A 16,438-nucleotide genomic window follows, 5' to 3' on the forward strand; every position below is an offset into this window, starting at 1 on the left:
GCGGCTGACAGGAGGCTGTTTTGGAGCACGTTGATCACATTCTGGTGGTGGATGATGACCGGGATATCCGCGAACTGATAACCGACTATCTGATTAAGTCCGGTTACCGCGCCACCGGTGCGGCCAATGGCCGCGAAATGCGCGCCGTGCTGAGCAGCAGCATGGTGGATCTGGTGGTGCTGGATATCATGATGCCGGGTGACGATGGCCTGACGCTGTGCCGTCAGCTGCGCAGCGATCCCCGGCAGAACCTGCCGGTACTGATGCTTACTGCCCGCAGCGAAGAGACCGATCGCATTCTCGGGCTGGAGATGGGGGCGGATGATTACCTGATCAAACCCTTTGTGGCGCGTGAGCTGCTGGCGCGCATCAAAGCGATCCTGCGCCGTACCCGGGCGCTGCCGCCAAATTTACATATTACCGGGGCCGGCCGCATCATTGCCTTTGGCGAGTGGCAGCTGGATACCTCCGCGCGCCATCTGCTGGACAGCGACGGCGTGATTGTGGCGCTGAGTGGCGCAGAGTACCGCCTGCTGCGCGTGTTTCTCGACCATCCGCAGCGCGTGCTGAATCGCGATCAGCTGCTCAACCTGACGCAGGGCCGCGACGCGGAGCTGTTTGAACGCTCGATCGATCTGCTGGTTAGCCGGCTGCGCCAGCGGTTACGCGAAGATGCCCGTGAACCGGCCTACATCAAAACGGTCCGCAGCGAAGGTTACGTGCTGGCGAGCACGGTGGTGATCAAAGAGGCGCATCAATGAGGCTATGGCCGCGATCGCTGCTGTCACGCCTGCTGATTATCGTGTTGGGCGGGCTGCTGCTGGCAAATACTCTCACGCTGGCAAGCCTGCTGATTGAACGCATGAGCAGCGCTAAAAGCGTGATGCTGGGCAACCTGGAGTACGATGTGGCGACCAGTGTGGCAATCCTCGATCGTCTGCCGGCGGACGAGCGTCCGGGCTGGCTGGCGAAGCTGGCGCGCGGCAATTATCGCTACAGTCTGTCGCCGGGCGAAGCGGGGCCGTATCCCTCCGGCTGGCGCACGCGCGACGCGGTACGTTCACTGCAGGAGACGCTTGGCGGGCGCTATCAGATGAGCATTCATGCGATTCCGGGGCCGCGGGAGCATATTCAGGTGCATCTGACGCTGCATGACGGCGCGCCGCTCACGCTCGATCTCTGGCCGCGCATGCCGGCGATTGCGCGCTGGCTGCCGCTGGTGCTGATGGGTCAGCTGCTGCTGCTGCTGTGCTGCGCATGGCTGGCGGTGCGGCAGGTGGTGCGACCGTTTGTGCGCTTTACCCAGGCGGTTGATGCGCTCAAACCGGCCGCCAGCCACGCACAGCTGATGGCAGAGAACGGCCCGGATGAAGTGCAGCAGGCGGCGCGTGCGTTTAACGCTATGCAGCTGCGGATTCAGGATCACCTCAAAGCGCGTGCGCAAATCCTCGCGGCCATCTCCCACGATCTGCAAACCCCGATCACGCGCATGAAGCTGCGGGTGGAGATGGCGGAGCAGCCTGAGCTGCGCGACAAACTGCTGAGCGATCTCGATAACATGAGCCGCCTGGTGCGCGAGGGCATCGCTTATGCACGCTCATCGGAAGTGCTGGAGGAGAAGCGCCAGAGCGTCAGCCTCAACGCGCTGCTGGATAGCGTCGTCTGTGACTATCAGGATGTCGGTAAAGCGGTGAACTTTGTGCCGTGCACAGGTCATGACACCTTCGCCGTGCGGCCGCAGGCACTCCGGCGCATCATGACCAACCTGATCGACAATGCGCTTAAATTTGGCGGCGAAGCGGAGGTTGAACTCTGTTCACCCCAGGGTGACAGCGTAGAGATTCGGGTGCGTGATAACGGGCCCGGCATTCCGGAGGAAGCGTTACAGGCGGTGCTGGAGCCCTTCTACCGCGTGGAGAGTTCACGCAATCGCCACACCGGCGGGACCGGGCTCGGCCTGGCGATCGCCACCCAGCTGGTGAGCCAGATGGCGGGCAGCCTGCAGTTGCGTAACCGGGCAGCTGGCGGGCTGGAAGCGTGCATCATCCTGCAGCAGCAGGATGTGTAACCCGATGTATCTGCCTGCCCGTTACACACATAACCCGACAAAACGGCGTTTCCCCGACACAGCCTGAACACATGCGGTGGATGTAATAGACGTACTGCCGGACGCGCAGACGTTTATCCACCGTATGAGGTTTCCTATGACACTGCTTATCGCTTTTCTCGCCGGGATGCTGACGCTGCTCAGCCCCTGTACCTTACCGATTATTCCTTTTGTATTTGCCAGCGTACGCGGCCGACGCGGACAGCTGATGGCGCTGCTGAGCGGCATGGTCCTGATGTTCACGCTGGTGGCGCTGCTGGTATCGCTTACCAACCACTGGGTCAGTCAGGTCACCAGCATTGGTCGCGACCTGGCGCTGTTGTTCCTGGCGATAGTCGCACTGACGTTAATCTCCACGCGCATCGCCCAACGCATTACCCGGCCGTTTGTCGCGCTGGGTAATCGCCTCAACGATGCCAGCCAGCGACGTAGCGGGGTGCTCGCCGCGCTGCTGGCTGGCCTGGCAACCGGTCTGCTGTGGTCGCCCTGTGCCGGACCGGTGCTGGGCGCGATCCTCAGCCTGGCCGTCGTGGGCGATCATCCCCTGTCGGTTGGCGTGTTGCTGCTGGCGTATGGCTGCGGTGCCGCGCTGATGCTGGCGCTGCTCTATTTCGCCGGACGATCGCTGGTGGCGCGACTGCGTCCGGGGCTGGCGATGAGTGCGCGGCTGCGTCAGGCGGCGGGCGTGCTGATGCTCGCCTCGGTGGGCGTGATTGTTACCGGCTCACAGAGCCAGCTGCAGGCAGCGCCCGCTTTTGCCCTGAAGCTGGAGCAGCAGCTGAGCCAGTGGTTGACCACGCCGGCACCCAAAGTGCGCCTGGAGCCGGTTAGCCTGCCGCAAGCCAGCAGCGCGTTGCCGTCGCTGGAGGGGGGCACGGCGTGGCTGAACGGGGCGCCGGTGACGCCTGCCACGTTAAAGGGCAAAGTGGTACTGGTCGATTTCTGGACCTGGGATTGCATTAACTGCCAGCATACGCTGCCATACGTGCGCGACTGGGCCAGTAAGTATCAACGTGACGGACTGGTCGTTGTGGGTGTGCATACGCCGGAGTACCCGTGGGAGCGCGATGAAAAGGTGCTGAAGCGCGCGATTACGCGCTGGCAGCTGCCCTACACCGTAGTGGCGGATAACAATTACAGCATCTGGAACCGTTTTGGTAATCAGTACTGGCCCGCGCACTACATCTTTGATGCACACGGCCAACTGCGCTACACCGCGTTTGGTGAAGGCAACTATGAAGAGCAGGAGAGGGTGATTCAGCAGTTGCTGAAAGAGGCGCGTGCATGACAGGTCAGGCGGCCCGCCCGGGCCGCCACTGCTTCTCATTTAGGTTGTGATTCGCGGGGGATGCCTTTGAAAGCTGGGGTGACTCAGGGACTATCAGGCAAACAGCGTGCGGCATTGCCGGGGACCTCCCAGCCCGTAAGGTCACCCTGCAGAGTGACCGTCATGGCGCAGCCACCGTTGCCACTCCAATATGCAAAATGCAGTAATCCAACGCATAACTTGTCGTTTGGTTCCGCGTCCAAGCTGGGGTTTACTGTCAGCGTTAACCTTTTATGGAGAAGCTGACAATGAAGAAGATCCTGCAGCAGTGGCTGGCGCGTCTGGCAGCCAGCAAAGCCGCCACCCCTGACGGGCGCGAATTCGACCCCGGTGAGCATATCGATCTGCTGATCCCGATCAGCCAGCTGTACGGCGTGGAGTTTCATCCTTCCGTGTATCGCTACTATGCACGATAACCGCCGCCACCAGCGCATGCGCTATTGCTACTGGAATGAACTGTGCACGCCAGACTAAAAACCCGCTCACGCCGAGCGGGTTTTTTTATGCTGTTTACCCGCCTGATGAAAAAATTGCCGTAACGTCCCGCCGGTTTGTTCAATTGTATTGATTTCGTAATTTTAACGTAAAGAAAAGTATTCCCAAGCGGCAGCGCGCGTGTAAGAATATAAAAGTAAATGATAACCATTGGCGTTATCATTTAGGTGTTGTCTGGGAAAACCGTGTTGATTCAGTGCTATGCCTGAATGGCAGGTGCGGTTAAGACAATGAGTGCGTTAATAACGATAAGAAACTCACCTTTTAACATGGATAAAAATCGCCAGCTGCCGTTTGGTAGCTTCAATTCGCTGACCCTATTCACCGGGCTTTGTATTGGTATTTCGCCGGCTGCGGCGCTGGGGGCCGATAACTCCGGCAAAAAATCTGATGATACATTAGTGGTTGAAGCGCGCACGCCGTCGCTGTACGCGCCAAATGCCTCGGCCGATCCCAAATTTACCCGTCCGCTGGTGGATACCACCCGCACCATGACGGTGATTCCGGATCAGGTTATTAAAGATCAGGGCGTCACCAATCTGACCGACGCGCTGAAAAACGTGCCGGGCGTCGGGGCGTTTTATGCCGGGGAAAACGGCAGCTCAACCACCGGCGATGCGGTGTACATGCGCGGTGTCGATACCTCCAACAGCATTTACGTGGATGGCATTCGCGACATCGCCAGCGTCACGCGTGACACCTTCAACACGCAGCAGGTGGAAGTGATCAAGGGGCCTTCCGGCACCGACTATGGTCGCAGCGCACCATCCGGCTCGATCAATATGATCAGCAAACAACCGCGGCTGGATACCGGGCTTGACGCGTCAGTCAGCGCCGGCAGCGCGTGGATGCGCCGCGGCACGCTCGATTACAACCAGGCAATCAACGACAATGCGGCGTTTCGCCTTAACCTGATGGGTGAGAAAACCCATGATGCGGCGCGTGACAACATCCAGAACGAGCGTTATGGCGTCGCGCCTTCGCTGGCGCTGGGGCTGGACACCGCAACGCGGCTGTACGTCAACTATTTGCACGTCCACCAGAACAACACACCGGACGGCGGTATTCCGACCGTTGGCCTGCCTGGCTATTCGGCACCGTCTGCCGGGTATGCTGCGCTGAACAATTCCGGCAAGGTCGCCACCAGCAACTACTACGGCACCGATTCTGATTTCGATAAATCGACCACCGACAGTGCCACGCTGCGCTTTGAACACGATTTGAGCGATAACACCACGCTGCGCAACACCACGCGCTGGTCGCGGGTGAAGCAGGAGTATCTGCTGACGGCGGTGATGGGCGGAGCCAGTAACATTACTGCACCCAACCCGAACGATGTTGGCAGCTGGCGCTGGTCGCGCCTGGCAAACATCAAAGATATCAGCAACCGTATTCTCACCAACCAGACCAATATCACCTCGAAATTTGCCACCGGTTCCGTCGGGCATGATGTGAGTGCCGGGGTAGAGTTCACGCGTGAAAACCAGACCACCTATGGCGTCAACGCGCTGACCCCGCCTGCGGTGAATATCTACCATCCCATCAGCAGCATTTCGATTGGCGGTCTGGACCGCAACGGTGCGAACGCTAACGGGCAGACTGACACGTTTGGCATCTATGCATTTGATACGCTGGCGATTACCTCTGACTTTGAGCTGAACGGCGGCATTCGTCTCGACAACTATCACACCGAGTACGACAGCGCGACGGCCTGTGGCGGCACCGGACGCGGCGCGCTGGCTTGTCCGGCGGGCGTGGCGCGTAATACGCCGGTGACCACGGTGGACACGGCGAAATCCGGCAATCTGGTGAACTGGAAAGCGGGGGCGCTCTATCGTCTGACCGAACAGGGCAACCTGTATGTGAATTACGCCATCTCCCAGCAGCCACCGGGTGGCAGCAGCTTCGCGCTGGCGGCGGGTGGCAGCGGCAACAGCGCCAACCGTACTGATTTTAAACCGCAGAAGGCCAAATCCAGCGAAGTGGGCACCAAGTGGCAGGTGCTGGACAAGCGGCTGCTGCTGAACGCCGCACTGTTCCGCACCGACATCGAAAATGAGGTCGATGCCAATGATGACGGCACTTACTCGCAAACCGGCAAGAAGCGCGTGGAAGGCTATGAACTCTCAGCAACCGGCAACATAACGCCAGACTGGGAAATCATTGCCGGTTACACCATGCAGCACGCGTCGGTGCGTGAAGGTGCCAGCGTGGCGCAGGATGGCTCATCCGCGCTGGCCTATACGCCGAAGCACGCCTTTACGCTGTGGACCAACTATCAGGCCACTGATGCGTTGTCGGTGGGCGCGGGCGCACGTTATGTTGGCAGCCTGCGTCGCGGCAGCGATGGGGCCGTGGGCACGCCGGATCACACCGAAGGCTACTGGGTGGCTGACGCGAAGCTTGGGTATAAGGTCAACAATAACCTCGACCTGCAGCTCAACGTGTATAACCTGTTTGATACCAACTATGTGGCATCGATCAACAAGAGTGGCTACCGCTATCATCCGGGCGAGCCGCGTACCTTCCTGTTGACGGCTAACGTGCATTTCTGATGGTCAACCGTGGGGCGTTCGCGCTCCACGCTTAATGGCGAGAACTCCGCGATGATGTATCACATTCCTGCCGTGCTTAACGCTGAACAGCTGGCGCACTTTACCACCCAGCTGCAGCAGGCTGACTGGGTTGACGGACGGGCGACGGTCGGCAGCCAGGGCGCGACCGTAAAAAATAACCAGCAGATTGACACCGGCACGCCACTCTATGATCGGCTGCAGGCTGCAGTGCTTCAGGCACTGAATAGCCATCCGCTCTTCTTTGCCGCCGCACTGCCGCGCACGCTTTCTGCGCCGCTGTTCAACCGTTATCAGCAGGGGGAAACCTACGGTTTTCACGTTGATGGTGCGGTACGCCACAATGGCGCGGCCGGCTGGATGCGTACCGATCTCTCCGCCACGCTGTTTCTGTGTGAACCCGACAGTTACGAGGGCGGGGAACTGGTGATCGAGGATACTTACGGTCAGCACCGCGTAAAACTGCCGGCCGGCGACCTGGTGCTTTATCCCTCCAGCAGCCTGCACTGCGTCACGCCGGTCACGCGCGGCGCGCGGGTCGCCTCGTTTTTATGGATTCAGTCGATGGTGCGCGATGATAAGCAGCGCGCGATGCTGTTTGAACTGGACCGCAACATTCAGAGCCTGAAAGCGCGCCACGGTGACAGCGAAGAACTGCTGTCGCTGCTGAATATGTACCACAACCTGCTGCGCGGCTGGACGGAAGTTTAGCCGTCACGCAACAACAAAAAGCCCGCTCAGGTTTCCCTGAGCGGGCTTCTTTAAATCTGGCTCCTCTGACTGGACTCGAACCAGTGACATACGGATTAACAGTCCGCCGTTCTACCGACTGAACTACAGAGGAATCGTTGGAACGAGGCGAATATTAATGGCAGCCCCTGTGGGTGTCAACAGCTAAAAACACATTTGTATTCAACTGGCTAGCAAAGCGGCAAAGCGATCGTGATTTAAGCAGATTCCGGTGCCTGCTGCGCCAGACGCGCCAGCGGATCCTGATGGTAAAACTGCTGCAGGTGGCGATACATAGCCGGAAAACGGCTGGCGAGCAGGTCGGGGGCGCTGAAAAAGTACTCCGACAGCACGGCAAAACATTCCGCCGGATCGCTGGCGGCATAAGGATCGAGGGTCGCGGCCTGTTCACCCACCAGATCCACTTCCGCTTCAATCTCGGCCATCGCCTGCAGTAAATCTTTCTCCCAGCTGGCCACATCGCGCAGCGCGATGGCCGGGATGCCGCTGGTGTAACCGCTGCCGCGCGCGTCGAGCTTGTGCGCCACTTCGTGGATCACCAGGTTGTAACCAGAGAGATCGTACGAGTCCTGGATGTCCAGCGCGTTCAGCACCACCGGTCCCTGCGTCCAGCTCTGGCCGGCATGCACGGCCGGCGCGTGGTGCACCAGGCCGCTGTCGTCCTCCCAGCGATCGTCAACGCTGAACGGCTCCGGGTAGATCAGCACTTCGTGGAAGCCGTCGAGCCATTCCAGACCCAGCTTCAATATCGGCAGGCAAAACAGCAACGACAGGCGAGCCAGGCGCAGTTCGCTAAGTTCCAGCCCCTGCAGCGGAGTGATTTTTTTCTGCAGCAGGAAGCGTTGCGCCAGCGCCACCAGCGCCTGCTGCTCGTCGCTGTTCAGCAGAGAAAAGATCGGCTGCCCCAGCGCCTGTTGCCAGGGCAGGGCAGTCACGGCAGCATCTTTTTGTGCACGCCACGGCCATTTGATCATTGCGTCACTCACTCTGCAGGGCGGAAATCATATCCTGACGCGGCAGACGATAAATTGCCAGCGTGGAATCAAAGCCGCTTATTCAACCTGTTAGCGGCGGATTTGTCTGTGACAGGGATTGCAAACTGGCAAGGTGGGAAAGGGGCGCGCTGTGCCGCCGGCGAGGGGGCAAGGGCTGGTGATTCACTGAATCGCGCAAAAGACGACGCCCTCTTCCGTGCGGAAGAGGGCAAACGCTTAGCCTTCACGCTCCACACGCTGGAATGCGATGACCCAGACCCAGGGATTCACCTCCCAGCTGGTGGCGCCATACTGCTTCTGCCACGCCTTGCGGTAAGCTTCTTTCGGCGATTCGGAATTCATGTTCATCGTGAAGAAATTATTGAGGAAGTGCGAATCGGTCTGCACGCCTTCCGCCATGATGTCGTCTTCGCTGATGTCCTGAATTTTCTCCGCGCGTACCGCCGTGATTTCCAGATCGATGCGGCTGGCCCAGCGCGGCATATGGATGGCGGTCTGCCAGCCAAACTGCTCGGCGACCTGCTGATTTTCTTCCTGTTGTCCAAGTTCATGGCTGTCGGCGCGATACTGGCAAAATGCCGGATTGCGGAACGGCAGCGGATCGCGCTCGTATTCCGCCAGCTGCGCCTCAGGCACAATCGGACCCCGCCAGGTTTCACGTACCCACAGGCGATCGCCGACCTGGCCAAACGGGCACTGGGCGCCAATGTCCGCCATCGACATCAGCTTATAGCCATGCAGATGATTAGCGCTGACATCAAACGCGTGCACGCCTTCATGATGATCCTGTCCCGGGCCAAACGCCTGAGTTTTCATAATGCGCCGGGTCTGAGTTTGCTGGCCAACCAGCAGGGCGCGCACCCGCTGTTCGGAAAAAAGAATCGGCCGTTCTTTCATTATGTACCTCGTGTTGTATCACGTACCCGGAGAACTTCGACGAAACATCCGTATCCTCGGATGAGAGCATTAGCATAATGGGTTTGAATCAATTTGCTTAATAATTTGTCGCCTTATTATCGGGCAATAACTGCCGCTTCCGGTATTAAAAATGGCTCATAAGCAAACAGTGTGCTGACGAAGGCTTCGGGTACAGGTGAGAGCCGTAAATTTCCCCTATACAGTACGTTATAACGGTCGCAATGGGAATCTTTTCAGATTATGTCGCTATGCAAAGGGGCGTTTTAATGCTGGGGTTGCGACAGGCTAAACTGGACCTTTGGCGATGCTGAAAATTCACCCAGCGGGAAATGCATCACCGAAATTAAACAGAGTGGCTTAACTAAAACAGGTTAAGGAAATACTGAAAACCGTATCGCGGCTGGGCAAGCGGCTTTAACAGCGCTATAACATGATCGGGATCGCATTTTTTTGCGCTGGACATCCGGGAAGGGTGTAAAGAAAGTGTCATCACCGGGCCGCTATGATGAGACGCAAGCCGTACCCGGTGCGAAATAATAGCAATAACAGGAGAAGCACGATGTCACTGACCCATTGGCAACACCGTTACGAAAGCTGGCTGCAGCTGAACTGGCTGCACGATGATAAAGCCCATGATATCGCGCACCTGCGCCGCGTCTGGATGAGCGCGGCCCGCATTATGCAAAACACCAATGCCGATTCGCTGGTGGTGCTGACCGCCTGCTATTTTCACGATGTGGTGAACCTGCCGAAAAACCATCCGGAACGCCATCTGGCTTCGACTTACGCGGCGGAAGAGACGCGCCGCATTCTGCAACAGGATTTTCCGGACTTCCCCTCAGCGCTGCTGGACAGCGTGGCGCATGCGGTGCAGGCCCACAGTTTCAGCGCCCGCATTACGCCAAAAACGTTAGAAGCGAAGATCGTTCAGGACGCCGATCGTCTCGAATCATTAGGCGCGATTGGCCTTGCGCGCGTTTTCTATACCGCAGGTGCGCTGGGACGTCCGTTGTTCGACAGCGACGATCCGCTGGGTAAAGACCGTGAACTGGATGACGTCAAGTGGACGCTGGATCATTTCCAGAAGAAACTGCTGAGCCTGCCGCAGACCATGCAGACGGAAACCGGCCGTCTGCTGGCGGAACACAACGCCGATTTTCTTGTCCGCTATATGGCGAAGCTGTGCGCCGAACTGCAGGGCAATCTGACCGATATTGATGAGTCCGTGTTACGCGATTTCAGTCCCATACCGGCACAATATTAAATTTTTATGACAGTCTGTTAACTTTCATCTGCTTCCGCTACGTTGTTGTAAATCAAGAGGGAGTGTGAAGATGACCGAGACCGTTAACTTAACCATTAAAATTGACCCGGCGCTGAAAGAGCACATTAAACAGTTAGCCGCTGATAACCAAATCTCCATGAGTCAGGAGATCGTTAATCGCCTGCAGGCCAGTTTAGATACCGTTGAGCCACCGGCCGTCGACAGCCTGCATACCGAAGAGGCGGGCGATCAACTGAGCGCCGCCGAGCTGAAGCAGGTGCGTGCACTGCTAAAGAAAAGTAAGAAAAAGAAATAACACCAAAACCCGTCGCTGACGGGTTTTTTCTTTCTGCACCTTAGCTAACGCGGAACTGCTGCGCGCGCTACGTCAGTCGCGCTGACAGTTCACTCAGCTGCGCCGCTGCCTGCACCTGCTGATCAGTCAGGGCTTCGTTTTGCTGGAGCTGAAGACTCATTTCCACCACTTCCCGGGCAATTTTGCTCACGCGATGGCTCTGCGCCGTACTGTTATCCTGCAGCTCATTGAGCTGGCTGACCACGCCGGATACCGCCTGGCCAATCCGCGCAAACAGCACTTCCAGCGCCTGCACCTTCGCAAAGCCATCCTGCACGTGCTGCTGCGTGTGCTGGATTAAACCGTCGATCTGCCGCGTGGAAGCGCCGCTCTGCTGCGACAGCAATCCCATCTCTTTGGCGACGACCGAAAAACTGCGCCCGTAAGCGCCAGCATGCGCAGATTCTATCGCCGCATTAAGCGACAGCAGACGCGTCTGCATCGACAGGCTGTCCAGCATGCCGACGATGCCAGCGATATCGCCGGCGGCCGCGACGATCTGCTGCATCTGGTGTTCCATATTGTCGACTTCATGGGCGCAGTGACGCATCAGCGCATCCGCGGACTGCGCGTCGTGCGTCGCCTGTTGCGAGAAGTGTGCACCTTTTTCCACCTCTTCTGACACGCGATGCAGCCGCTGCGACAGATGATGGAAGCTGGCATTTTGCGCCTGATGCTGCTGCATCACCTGCTGATTATGCTGCTGCATCTCGTCAGCGCCGGCCGCCACACGGGTTGCTACCGTCGTAATGTCGCTGACGATCTGCTGCAAACCCTGACGCATGGTATCGATGGACTGGAGCAGCTGGCGCGTTTCCAGCGACTGACGGCGCGTCGGTGCCGGGCTGGCGACCAGATCGCCCGTCGCGATTTGTGCCAGCTGGGCGTTGGCGTGACGCAGCGGCAGCAACACGCCGCGCATCAGCAGCGCGGCGGCCAGCAGCAGCAGCGCCATTAATAACGCGGCGATCGCCAGCGCCAGATTGCGGCTCTGCTTGAGCGTGCTGAGCGAATGCTGGTTGACGCTGCCGAGCTGCTGATTGGCCTGTTCGATTTCGCTAAACCAGGCATCGTTGAACTGCTGCTGGAAAGCCTGCATCGGCACCATAAAAAATGCGTTGATATCATTGGCTGCCAGCCCTTTCAGCTGCTCCTGCAGCCCGCCAGCCAGCAGCACGAAGCCCTGTGCCAGCGGGCTATCGCTTTTCGCCTGATAGGCAGCAAACAGCTGCTGCGCCTGCTGCAATGAGGTAGTGGCTGCCGCCGCCAGGCTTTTCCAGCTGTCGACCGAACCGCTTTGCTGGTCCTGCATCAGATAAATGCCGGCACGATGGCTGTTGTCGCTGGCGGTGAGTAACTCAATACGTGCTTTATCCAGCAGGGCCAGCCGTTCGCGCAGCTGGCTGGCCTGCTGCAAGGAGTGTTGCGTCTGATTCACGTGCTGGTTGAGCAACAGCACCCCGGCAAACTGCAGCAGACAAAACAGCACAATAAACAGCATGAACTGGCTGCGCAGGCTGGAGAGCCAGACGGGCAGACGCAGGGTAAAACGAGGTCGCAGCCGCAGCGGCAGGGAGATTACAGACAGGAGAGACATCAAACAGCTCCGCAAAAAATAAAACGCAGTATTGGTTTGATGCGTGACAGTCCGGTGACAGTGCGCGCGATGTGCGGCAAAACAGCACATCGCGCGTTACTAAAGCAAATTGCGGGGCGGAAAACCGGGGCGTGAAGCGCGGCTGCGTTTTCAGCGGCGCTGACGCGCGTGCTGCTCAATCAGCGGCAGCAGCAGTTTCGCTACGGCGGCGAACACCGGTACCACCACCGAGTTACCAAACTGTTTGTAGGCTTGTGTGTCGGAGACCGGAATGCGGAAGCGCGCTTCGCCCGGCGCTTCAAAGCCCATCAGGCGGGCACATTCACGCGGCGTCAGGCGGCGCGGGCGGCGCGCCATGTTCGCGGCCTGCTGAAAATCCTGTTCGCCCAGCGCGTGATCCCAGCCGCGATCGATCAGGATTTCCGACCCGTCTTTATAGTAGCGCGCTGACAGCGTGCGCACGCAGCAGTGCGGATTGCGCGGATCGTTGAGGCCAAAGCCAAAACCGTTGCCTTTGGCTTTATGCTTCTTCGCATACTGGTAGAGATAGTGCCACAGCGTGGGCGACAGGGTATATTTTGCCGCCGGCTGCGGCTCCAGCAGGCTGTGCAGCGGCGGAACTTCAGGCGGATAGAGTGCCGCCAGCGCGCGCAGCGAAAAACCTTCGCTCAGGCCGGTATCGCGCCGGATCCCTACCAGCACGATGCGCTCGCGGTGCTGTGGCAGGAAGTGACGCGCATCGACCACTTTGGCATCCGGCGATAAGTCGTCAGCCGCGTCAGCGACGTCGTAACCCAGCTCATCCAGCGTGGCCATAATAATGGCAAAGGTGCGGCCTTTATCATGGCTCTTGAGGTTCTTCACATTCTCCAGCACGAAAAACGGCGGTTTTTTGGCGGCGAGGATGCGCGCCACATCAAAAAACAGCGTGCCCTGGGCTTCACATTCAAAACCGTGCGCGCGACCCAGCGCATTCTTCTTACTGACGCCGGCCAGCGAAAAGGGCTGACAGGGAAAGCCGGCCAGCAGCACCTGATGGTCGGGAATCGTCTTATCGATATGCTGATAAATCGCCTGCTCATCCGGCAAACCGGCCGGCTGGGTAATCAGCCGGATATCACTGTTGAACTGATGCCGGGCGGGATCGCTGTAGTGATTAGCTTTATAGGTGCGCACCGCTTCTTTATTCCACTCGCTGGTGAATACGCACTGGCCACCAATCTGCTCAAAGCCGCGGCGAATACCCCCGATGCCGGCAAACAGATCGATAAACTGAAAACGGGGATTGTCATAATGCGCCGGTCGCGACGGCAGCAGTGCCTGCAAACGGGCGACCTCCGCCGCGGACAGCGCGGGCGCGGCACTTTTTCCCGCGCGAATACGGTTAAGCTGCGTGATGCTCCAGTCGCGGCCGCCGGCCTCGCTCAAAATGACCACCAGATCGCGGGCCGCGTAGATATCCAGTACCTGCAGCAGTAAGGCGGTGGCGTCATCATCAGCGGAGTGCGGGGAGGGCGAAGCCGTCGCGGCGGGATCGAGTGCAAGCATGCGTTTTTCCTTAACAGTGAAGTGGCTATGCTACCACTCCTGGCGCGGCGTGGAAATTAACGATGGCTGCGCAGCGTCTCGCAATCTGCTTCGCACAAACTTTCGCTTTCGCCTCAACGCGCTAAAGTTGAAGAAGCCCGGAAAAAAGGAGACGCCATGGCAGACGTCCACTCGCATGATATTCGCAGCAAAAATATGCGCGCCATTCGCAATCAGGATACGGCGATTGAGCAGCGTATTGCGCTGCTGCTGAAAGATCGCGGCTTTAGCTTTCGGGTACAGGATAAAGCGCTGCCGGGCCGGCCGGATTTTGTGCTGCCGCAGCACAAAGCCATTATCTTTGTGCACGGCTGTTTCTGGCATCGTCACCACTGTTATCTGTTCAAAATGCCGGCCACGCGTACCGAATTCTGGAGCGGCAAAATCAACAGTAACGTGGAGCGTGACCGGCGCTATGTGCAGCAGCTGCAGGAAAGCGGCTGGAAGGTGCTGATCGTCTGGGAATGCGCTCTGCGCGGCAAACTGCGGCTGGAAGATGAGGCGCTGGTGGAGCGGCTGGAAGAGTGGCTGCTGGCTGCCACGCACAGCAGCGAGATCGATCATCAGGGATTGCATCACTATCGGGCGGATTAAGGCAGGGTGATTGCTTTTACCTGCCATAACAGTTTAGATCAGCGTTTTCTCTGGGACGCGGAACACCACCATGAGCAGCATCAAACTGACGGTCAGACGCCTGTATCAACTGCGCGATGAGCGCATGGTCAATGCCCATGCCACGGCGCGCATTTACCTGGACGATACGCTGGTGGCCACCGAGGAGATAAGCGGCATGACAGAAAGTCCGGTGAGCAAGTATCTGCACGCCGACGATCTGCACGGGAAAACGTTACGCGTCGAATGGGACTGTGCGGGCATCGCCGATATGACGGTGACGGCGATTGAACGGTGCCCCTGTTGTCAGGATCACGAACCGGAATAAGGAATGACATTTTGGCAGGAACCAGCTTACTGACTCTTCTGGATGATATTGCCACGCTGCTCGACGACATTTCCGTCATGGGCAAAGTGGCGGCAAAAAAGACCGCCGGCGTGCTGGGCGATGACCTGTCGCTCAATGCGCAGCAGGTGACGGGCGTGAAGGCCAATCGTGAGCTCCCGGTGGTGTGGGGCGTGGCGAAAGGCTCGTTTATCAACAAACTGATCCTGGTGCCGCTGGCGCTGCTGATCTCCGCGTTTGCGCCCTGGCTGATTACGCCGCTGCTGATGATTGGCGGCGCCTATCTGTGCTTTGAAGGAGTGGAAAAAGTGCTGCACAGCCTGCACCACGACAAAGCGGAGAAGAGCCCGGAAGCGCGGCAAAAGCGCCTGGATAATCTGGCGCAGCAGGACCCGCGCCAGTTCGAAAAAGATAAGGTGAAAGGCGCAGTGCGCACCGACTTCATTCTGTCGGCTGAAATCGTGGCGATTACCCTGGGCATTGTGTCGGATGCGCCGCTGCTCAATCAGGTGTTAATCCTCGCCGGTATTGCCATTCTGGTGACCATCGGCGTGTACGGTATTGTGGCGATGATCGTTAAGATTGACGATCTCGGCTACTGGCTGCGTGAGAAGTCCTCCACGCTGGCGCAGGCCACCGGCGGCGCGCTGCTGGCGCTGGCACCGTGGCTGATGAAAATCCTGTCGGTGGTTGGCACCGTCGCGATGTTCCTGGTGGGCGGCGGCATTATCGTGCACGGTATCGCGCCGCTGCATCATGCCATTGAAGAGTACAGCAGCGGCTTCCCGGGTGTGGTTTCCATGCTGCTGAGCAACGGTGCGAATCTGGTGCTGGGCTTTATCGTTGGGTCGATTGTGCTGTTAGTGGTAAATCTGGTTGCGAAGCTGCGCGGTAAATCGGTATAAAGCGCAGGAAATTTCTAATCACGGGTCAGGAGAACGATGATGAACGACGATATGTTTGAATTTGATATCGATGCACAGCTGGAGCAGGCGGAAGCCAAAGCGGCAGAAAAAGCCAGCGAAGTGCCGGCGGATATCAGCGACGAAGCCGACTGCGAAGGTTGCAAAATCTGATTTTCCACCCGGGAAAATCGTTCAAAGCCGATAATAACTTTTATCGGCTTTGTTTATTTACGGCATTTTTCACTGCTTATTCCGAATTTGTCACAGTAATAGCAATATCCTATAGGCAAAAAACGCGCACAGCTGCTATACCTTAATCCGTTCAATCAACGGTGAGAAGGGAGGGCGCGGTATGACCTTTGCAATCAGTGACGAAGTTCAGCACAAACAGGGCGGACCCACCATGGTGGTGACCGGCCATGCCAGCGGAATGGTAGAGTGTCGTTGGTATGATGGCTACAGTGTACGCCGCGAAGCGTTCCGCAGTGATGAGCTGACGCATCTGTCGGCTGCGCGCCAGCTGGCCAGCTGAGCCCCCCGGGACGGTCAGCGCGCCGTCCCGATGTCATTGTCACTTTTCACGTTTTTCCTGATCTCTGCCTGTACG

17 protein-coding genes and 1 tRNA gene are annotated in these 16,438 nt (G+C 58.3%); 13 read left to right on the plus strand and 5 right to left on the minus strand.

The features are described 5' to 3' along the window. Positions 1-20: 20 nt before the first annotated feature. The 6 genes from F3J41_RS13970 to ybiX all read left to right on the plus strand — a co-directional run bounded on the left by F3J41_RS13970 (position 21) and on the right by ybiX (position 7,213). Positions 21-761: a response regulator gene (locus tag F3J41_RS13970; RefSeq protein WP_058781320.1), complete on the plus strand. Its 741-nt coding sequence runs from the start codon at positions 21-23 to the stop codon at positions 759-761. Further along, positions 758-2,068: a HAMP domain-containing sensor histidine kinase gene (locus F3J41_RS13975; protein WP_166711572.1), complete on the plus strand. Its 1,311-nt coding sequence runs from the start codon at positions 758-760 to the stop codon at positions 2,066-2,068. Before F3J41_RS13970 ends, F3J41_RS13975 begins: the two co-directional genes overlap by 4 nt. A 136-nt stretch (positions 2,069-2,204) precedes the next feature. Then, positions 2,205-3,395 carry a cytochrome c biogenesis protein/redoxin gene (locus F3J41_RS13980; protein ID WP_166711574.1) on the plus strand — a complete coding sequence of 397 codons (1,191 nt, stop codon included), beginning with the start codon at positions 2,205-2,207 and terminating at the stop codon, positions 3,393-3,395. A gap of 287 nt (positions 3,396-3,682) precedes the next feature. After that, entirely contained in the window at positions 3,683-3,850 is a 168-nt protein-coding gene (locus tag F3J41_RS13985; protein WP_166711576.1) for a hypothetical protein, read from the plus strand. A 348-nt stretch (positions 3,851-4,198) separates the two neighbouring features. Next, positions 4,199-6,484, plus strand: a complete 2,286-nt coding sequence (locus F3J41_RS13990) for a catecholate siderophore receptor Fiu (RefSeq protein ID WP_166711578.1) — start codon at positions 4,199-4,201, stop codon at positions 6,482-6,484. 51 nt (positions 6,485-6,535) lie between these two features. Then, complete coding sequence (ybiX, locus tag F3J41_RS13995; RefSeq protein WP_150058604.1) at positions 6,536-7,213, plus strand: PKHD-type hydroxylase YbiX; 678 nt, start codon at positions 6,536-6,538, stop codon at positions 7,211-7,213. A gap of 57 nt (positions 7,214-7,270) precedes the next feature. Here ybiX and F3J41_RS14000 read toward each other — a convergent pair. The 3 genes from F3J41_RS14000 to F3J41_RS14010 all read right to left on the minus strand — a co-directional run bounded on the left by F3J41_RS14000 (position 7,271) and on the right by F3J41_RS14010 (position 9,144). Beyond that, a tRNA-Asn gene (locus F3J41_RS14000) sits at positions 7,271-7,346 on the minus strand. 103 nt (positions 7,347-7,449) lie between these two features. Beyond that, positions 7,450-8,226 (minus strand): DgsA anti-repressor MtfA, encoded by a 777-nt coding sequence (gene mtfA, locus F3J41_RS14005; protein WP_166711580.1) that lies wholly within the window; start codon positions 8,224-8,226, stop codon positions 7,450-7,452. A gap of 237 nt (positions 8,227-8,463) precedes the next feature. Next, positions 8,464-9,144, minus strand: coding sequence for a hypothetical protein (locus F3J41_RS14010; protein ID WP_058771148.1), 681 nt, complete (start codon positions 9,142-9,144; stop codon positions 8,464-8,466). 580 nt (positions 9,145-9,724) lie between these two features. Here F3J41_RS14010 and F3J41_RS14015 point away from each other — a divergent pair. Together F3J41_RS14015 and F3J41_RS14020 are read left to right on the plus strand one after the other, a co-directional pair. Then, the gene (locus tag F3J41_RS14015; protein WP_088516936.1) at positions 9,725-10,429 is read left to right on the plus strand and encodes a phosphohydrolase; all 705 of its coding nucleotides are present in this window, start codon (positions 9,725-9,727) and stop codon (positions 10,427-10,429) included. A gap of 70 nt (positions 10,430-10,499) precedes the next feature. Next, positions 10,500-10,745, plus strand: coding sequence for a hypothetical protein (locus F3J41_RS14020; RefSeq protein WP_058757382.1), 246 nt, complete (start codon positions 10,500-10,502; stop codon positions 10,743-10,745). 67 nt (positions 10,746-10,812) lie between these two features. Here the strand turns inward: F3J41_RS14020 and F3J41_RS14025 are convergent, their stop codons facing one another. Both F3J41_RS14025 and dcm read right to left on the minus strand, forming a co-directional pair. Beyond that, positions 10,813-12,381: a methyl-accepting chemotaxis protein gene (locus tag F3J41_RS14025; protein ID WP_166711582.1), complete on the minus strand. Its 1,569-nt coding sequence runs from the start codon at positions 12,379-12,381 to the stop codon at positions 10,813-10,815. A 150-nt stretch (positions 12,382-12,531) separates the two neighbouring features. Further along, the gene (dcm, locus tag F3J41_RS14030; RefSeq protein ID WP_127834281.1) at positions 12,532-13,929 is read right to left on the minus strand and encodes a DNA (cytosine-5-)-methyltransferase; all 1,398 of its coding nucleotides are present in this window, start codon (positions 13,927-13,929) and stop codon (positions 12,532-12,534) included. Between the two features lie 156 nt (positions 13,930-14,085). Between dcm and F3J41_RS14035 the strand changes: the two genes are divergently transcribed. From F3J41_RS14035 to F3J41_RS14050, 5 genes are all read left to right on the plus strand, one after another. Continuing rightward, the gene (locus F3J41_RS14035) at positions 14,086-14,562 is read left to right on the plus strand and encodes a very short patch repair endonuclease (protein WP_058757385.1); all 477 of its coding nucleotides are present in this window, start codon (positions 14,086-14,088) and stop codon (positions 14,560-14,562) included. Positions 14,563-14,632: 70 nt separating this feature from the next. Next, entirely contained in the window at positions 14,633-14,908 is a 276-nt protein-coding gene (locus F3J41_RS14040) for a hypothetical protein (RefSeq protein WP_021509848.1), read from the plus strand. 11 nt (positions 14,909-14,919) lie between these two features. Further along, the gene (locus tag F3J41_RS14045) at positions 14,920-15,831 is read left to right on the plus strand and encodes a DUF808 domain-containing protein (RefSeq protein WP_058757386.1); all 912 of its coding nucleotides are present in this window, start codon (positions 14,920-14,922) and stop codon (positions 15,829-15,831) included. 36 nt (positions 15,832-15,867) lie between these two features. Then, positions 15,868-16,002 (plus strand): hypothetical protein, encoded by a 135-nt coding sequence (locus tag F3J41_RS23575; RefSeq protein WP_254919505.1) that lies wholly within the window; start codon positions 15,868-15,870, stop codon positions 16,000-16,002. 181 nt (positions 16,003-16,183) lie between these two features. Beyond that, positions 16,184-16,363: a YodC family protein gene (locus F3J41_RS14050; protein WP_166711584.1), complete on the plus strand. Its 180-nt coding sequence runs from the start codon at positions 16,184-16,186 to the stop codon at positions 16,361-16,363. Positions 16,364-16,438: the final 75 nt, after the last annotated feature.

The organism is Pantoea sp. Ap-870, from assembly GCF_011752515.1.
Lineage (GTDB): Bacteria > Pseudomonadota > Gammaproteobacteria > Enterobacterales > Enterobacteriaceae > Pantoea > Pantoea dispersa.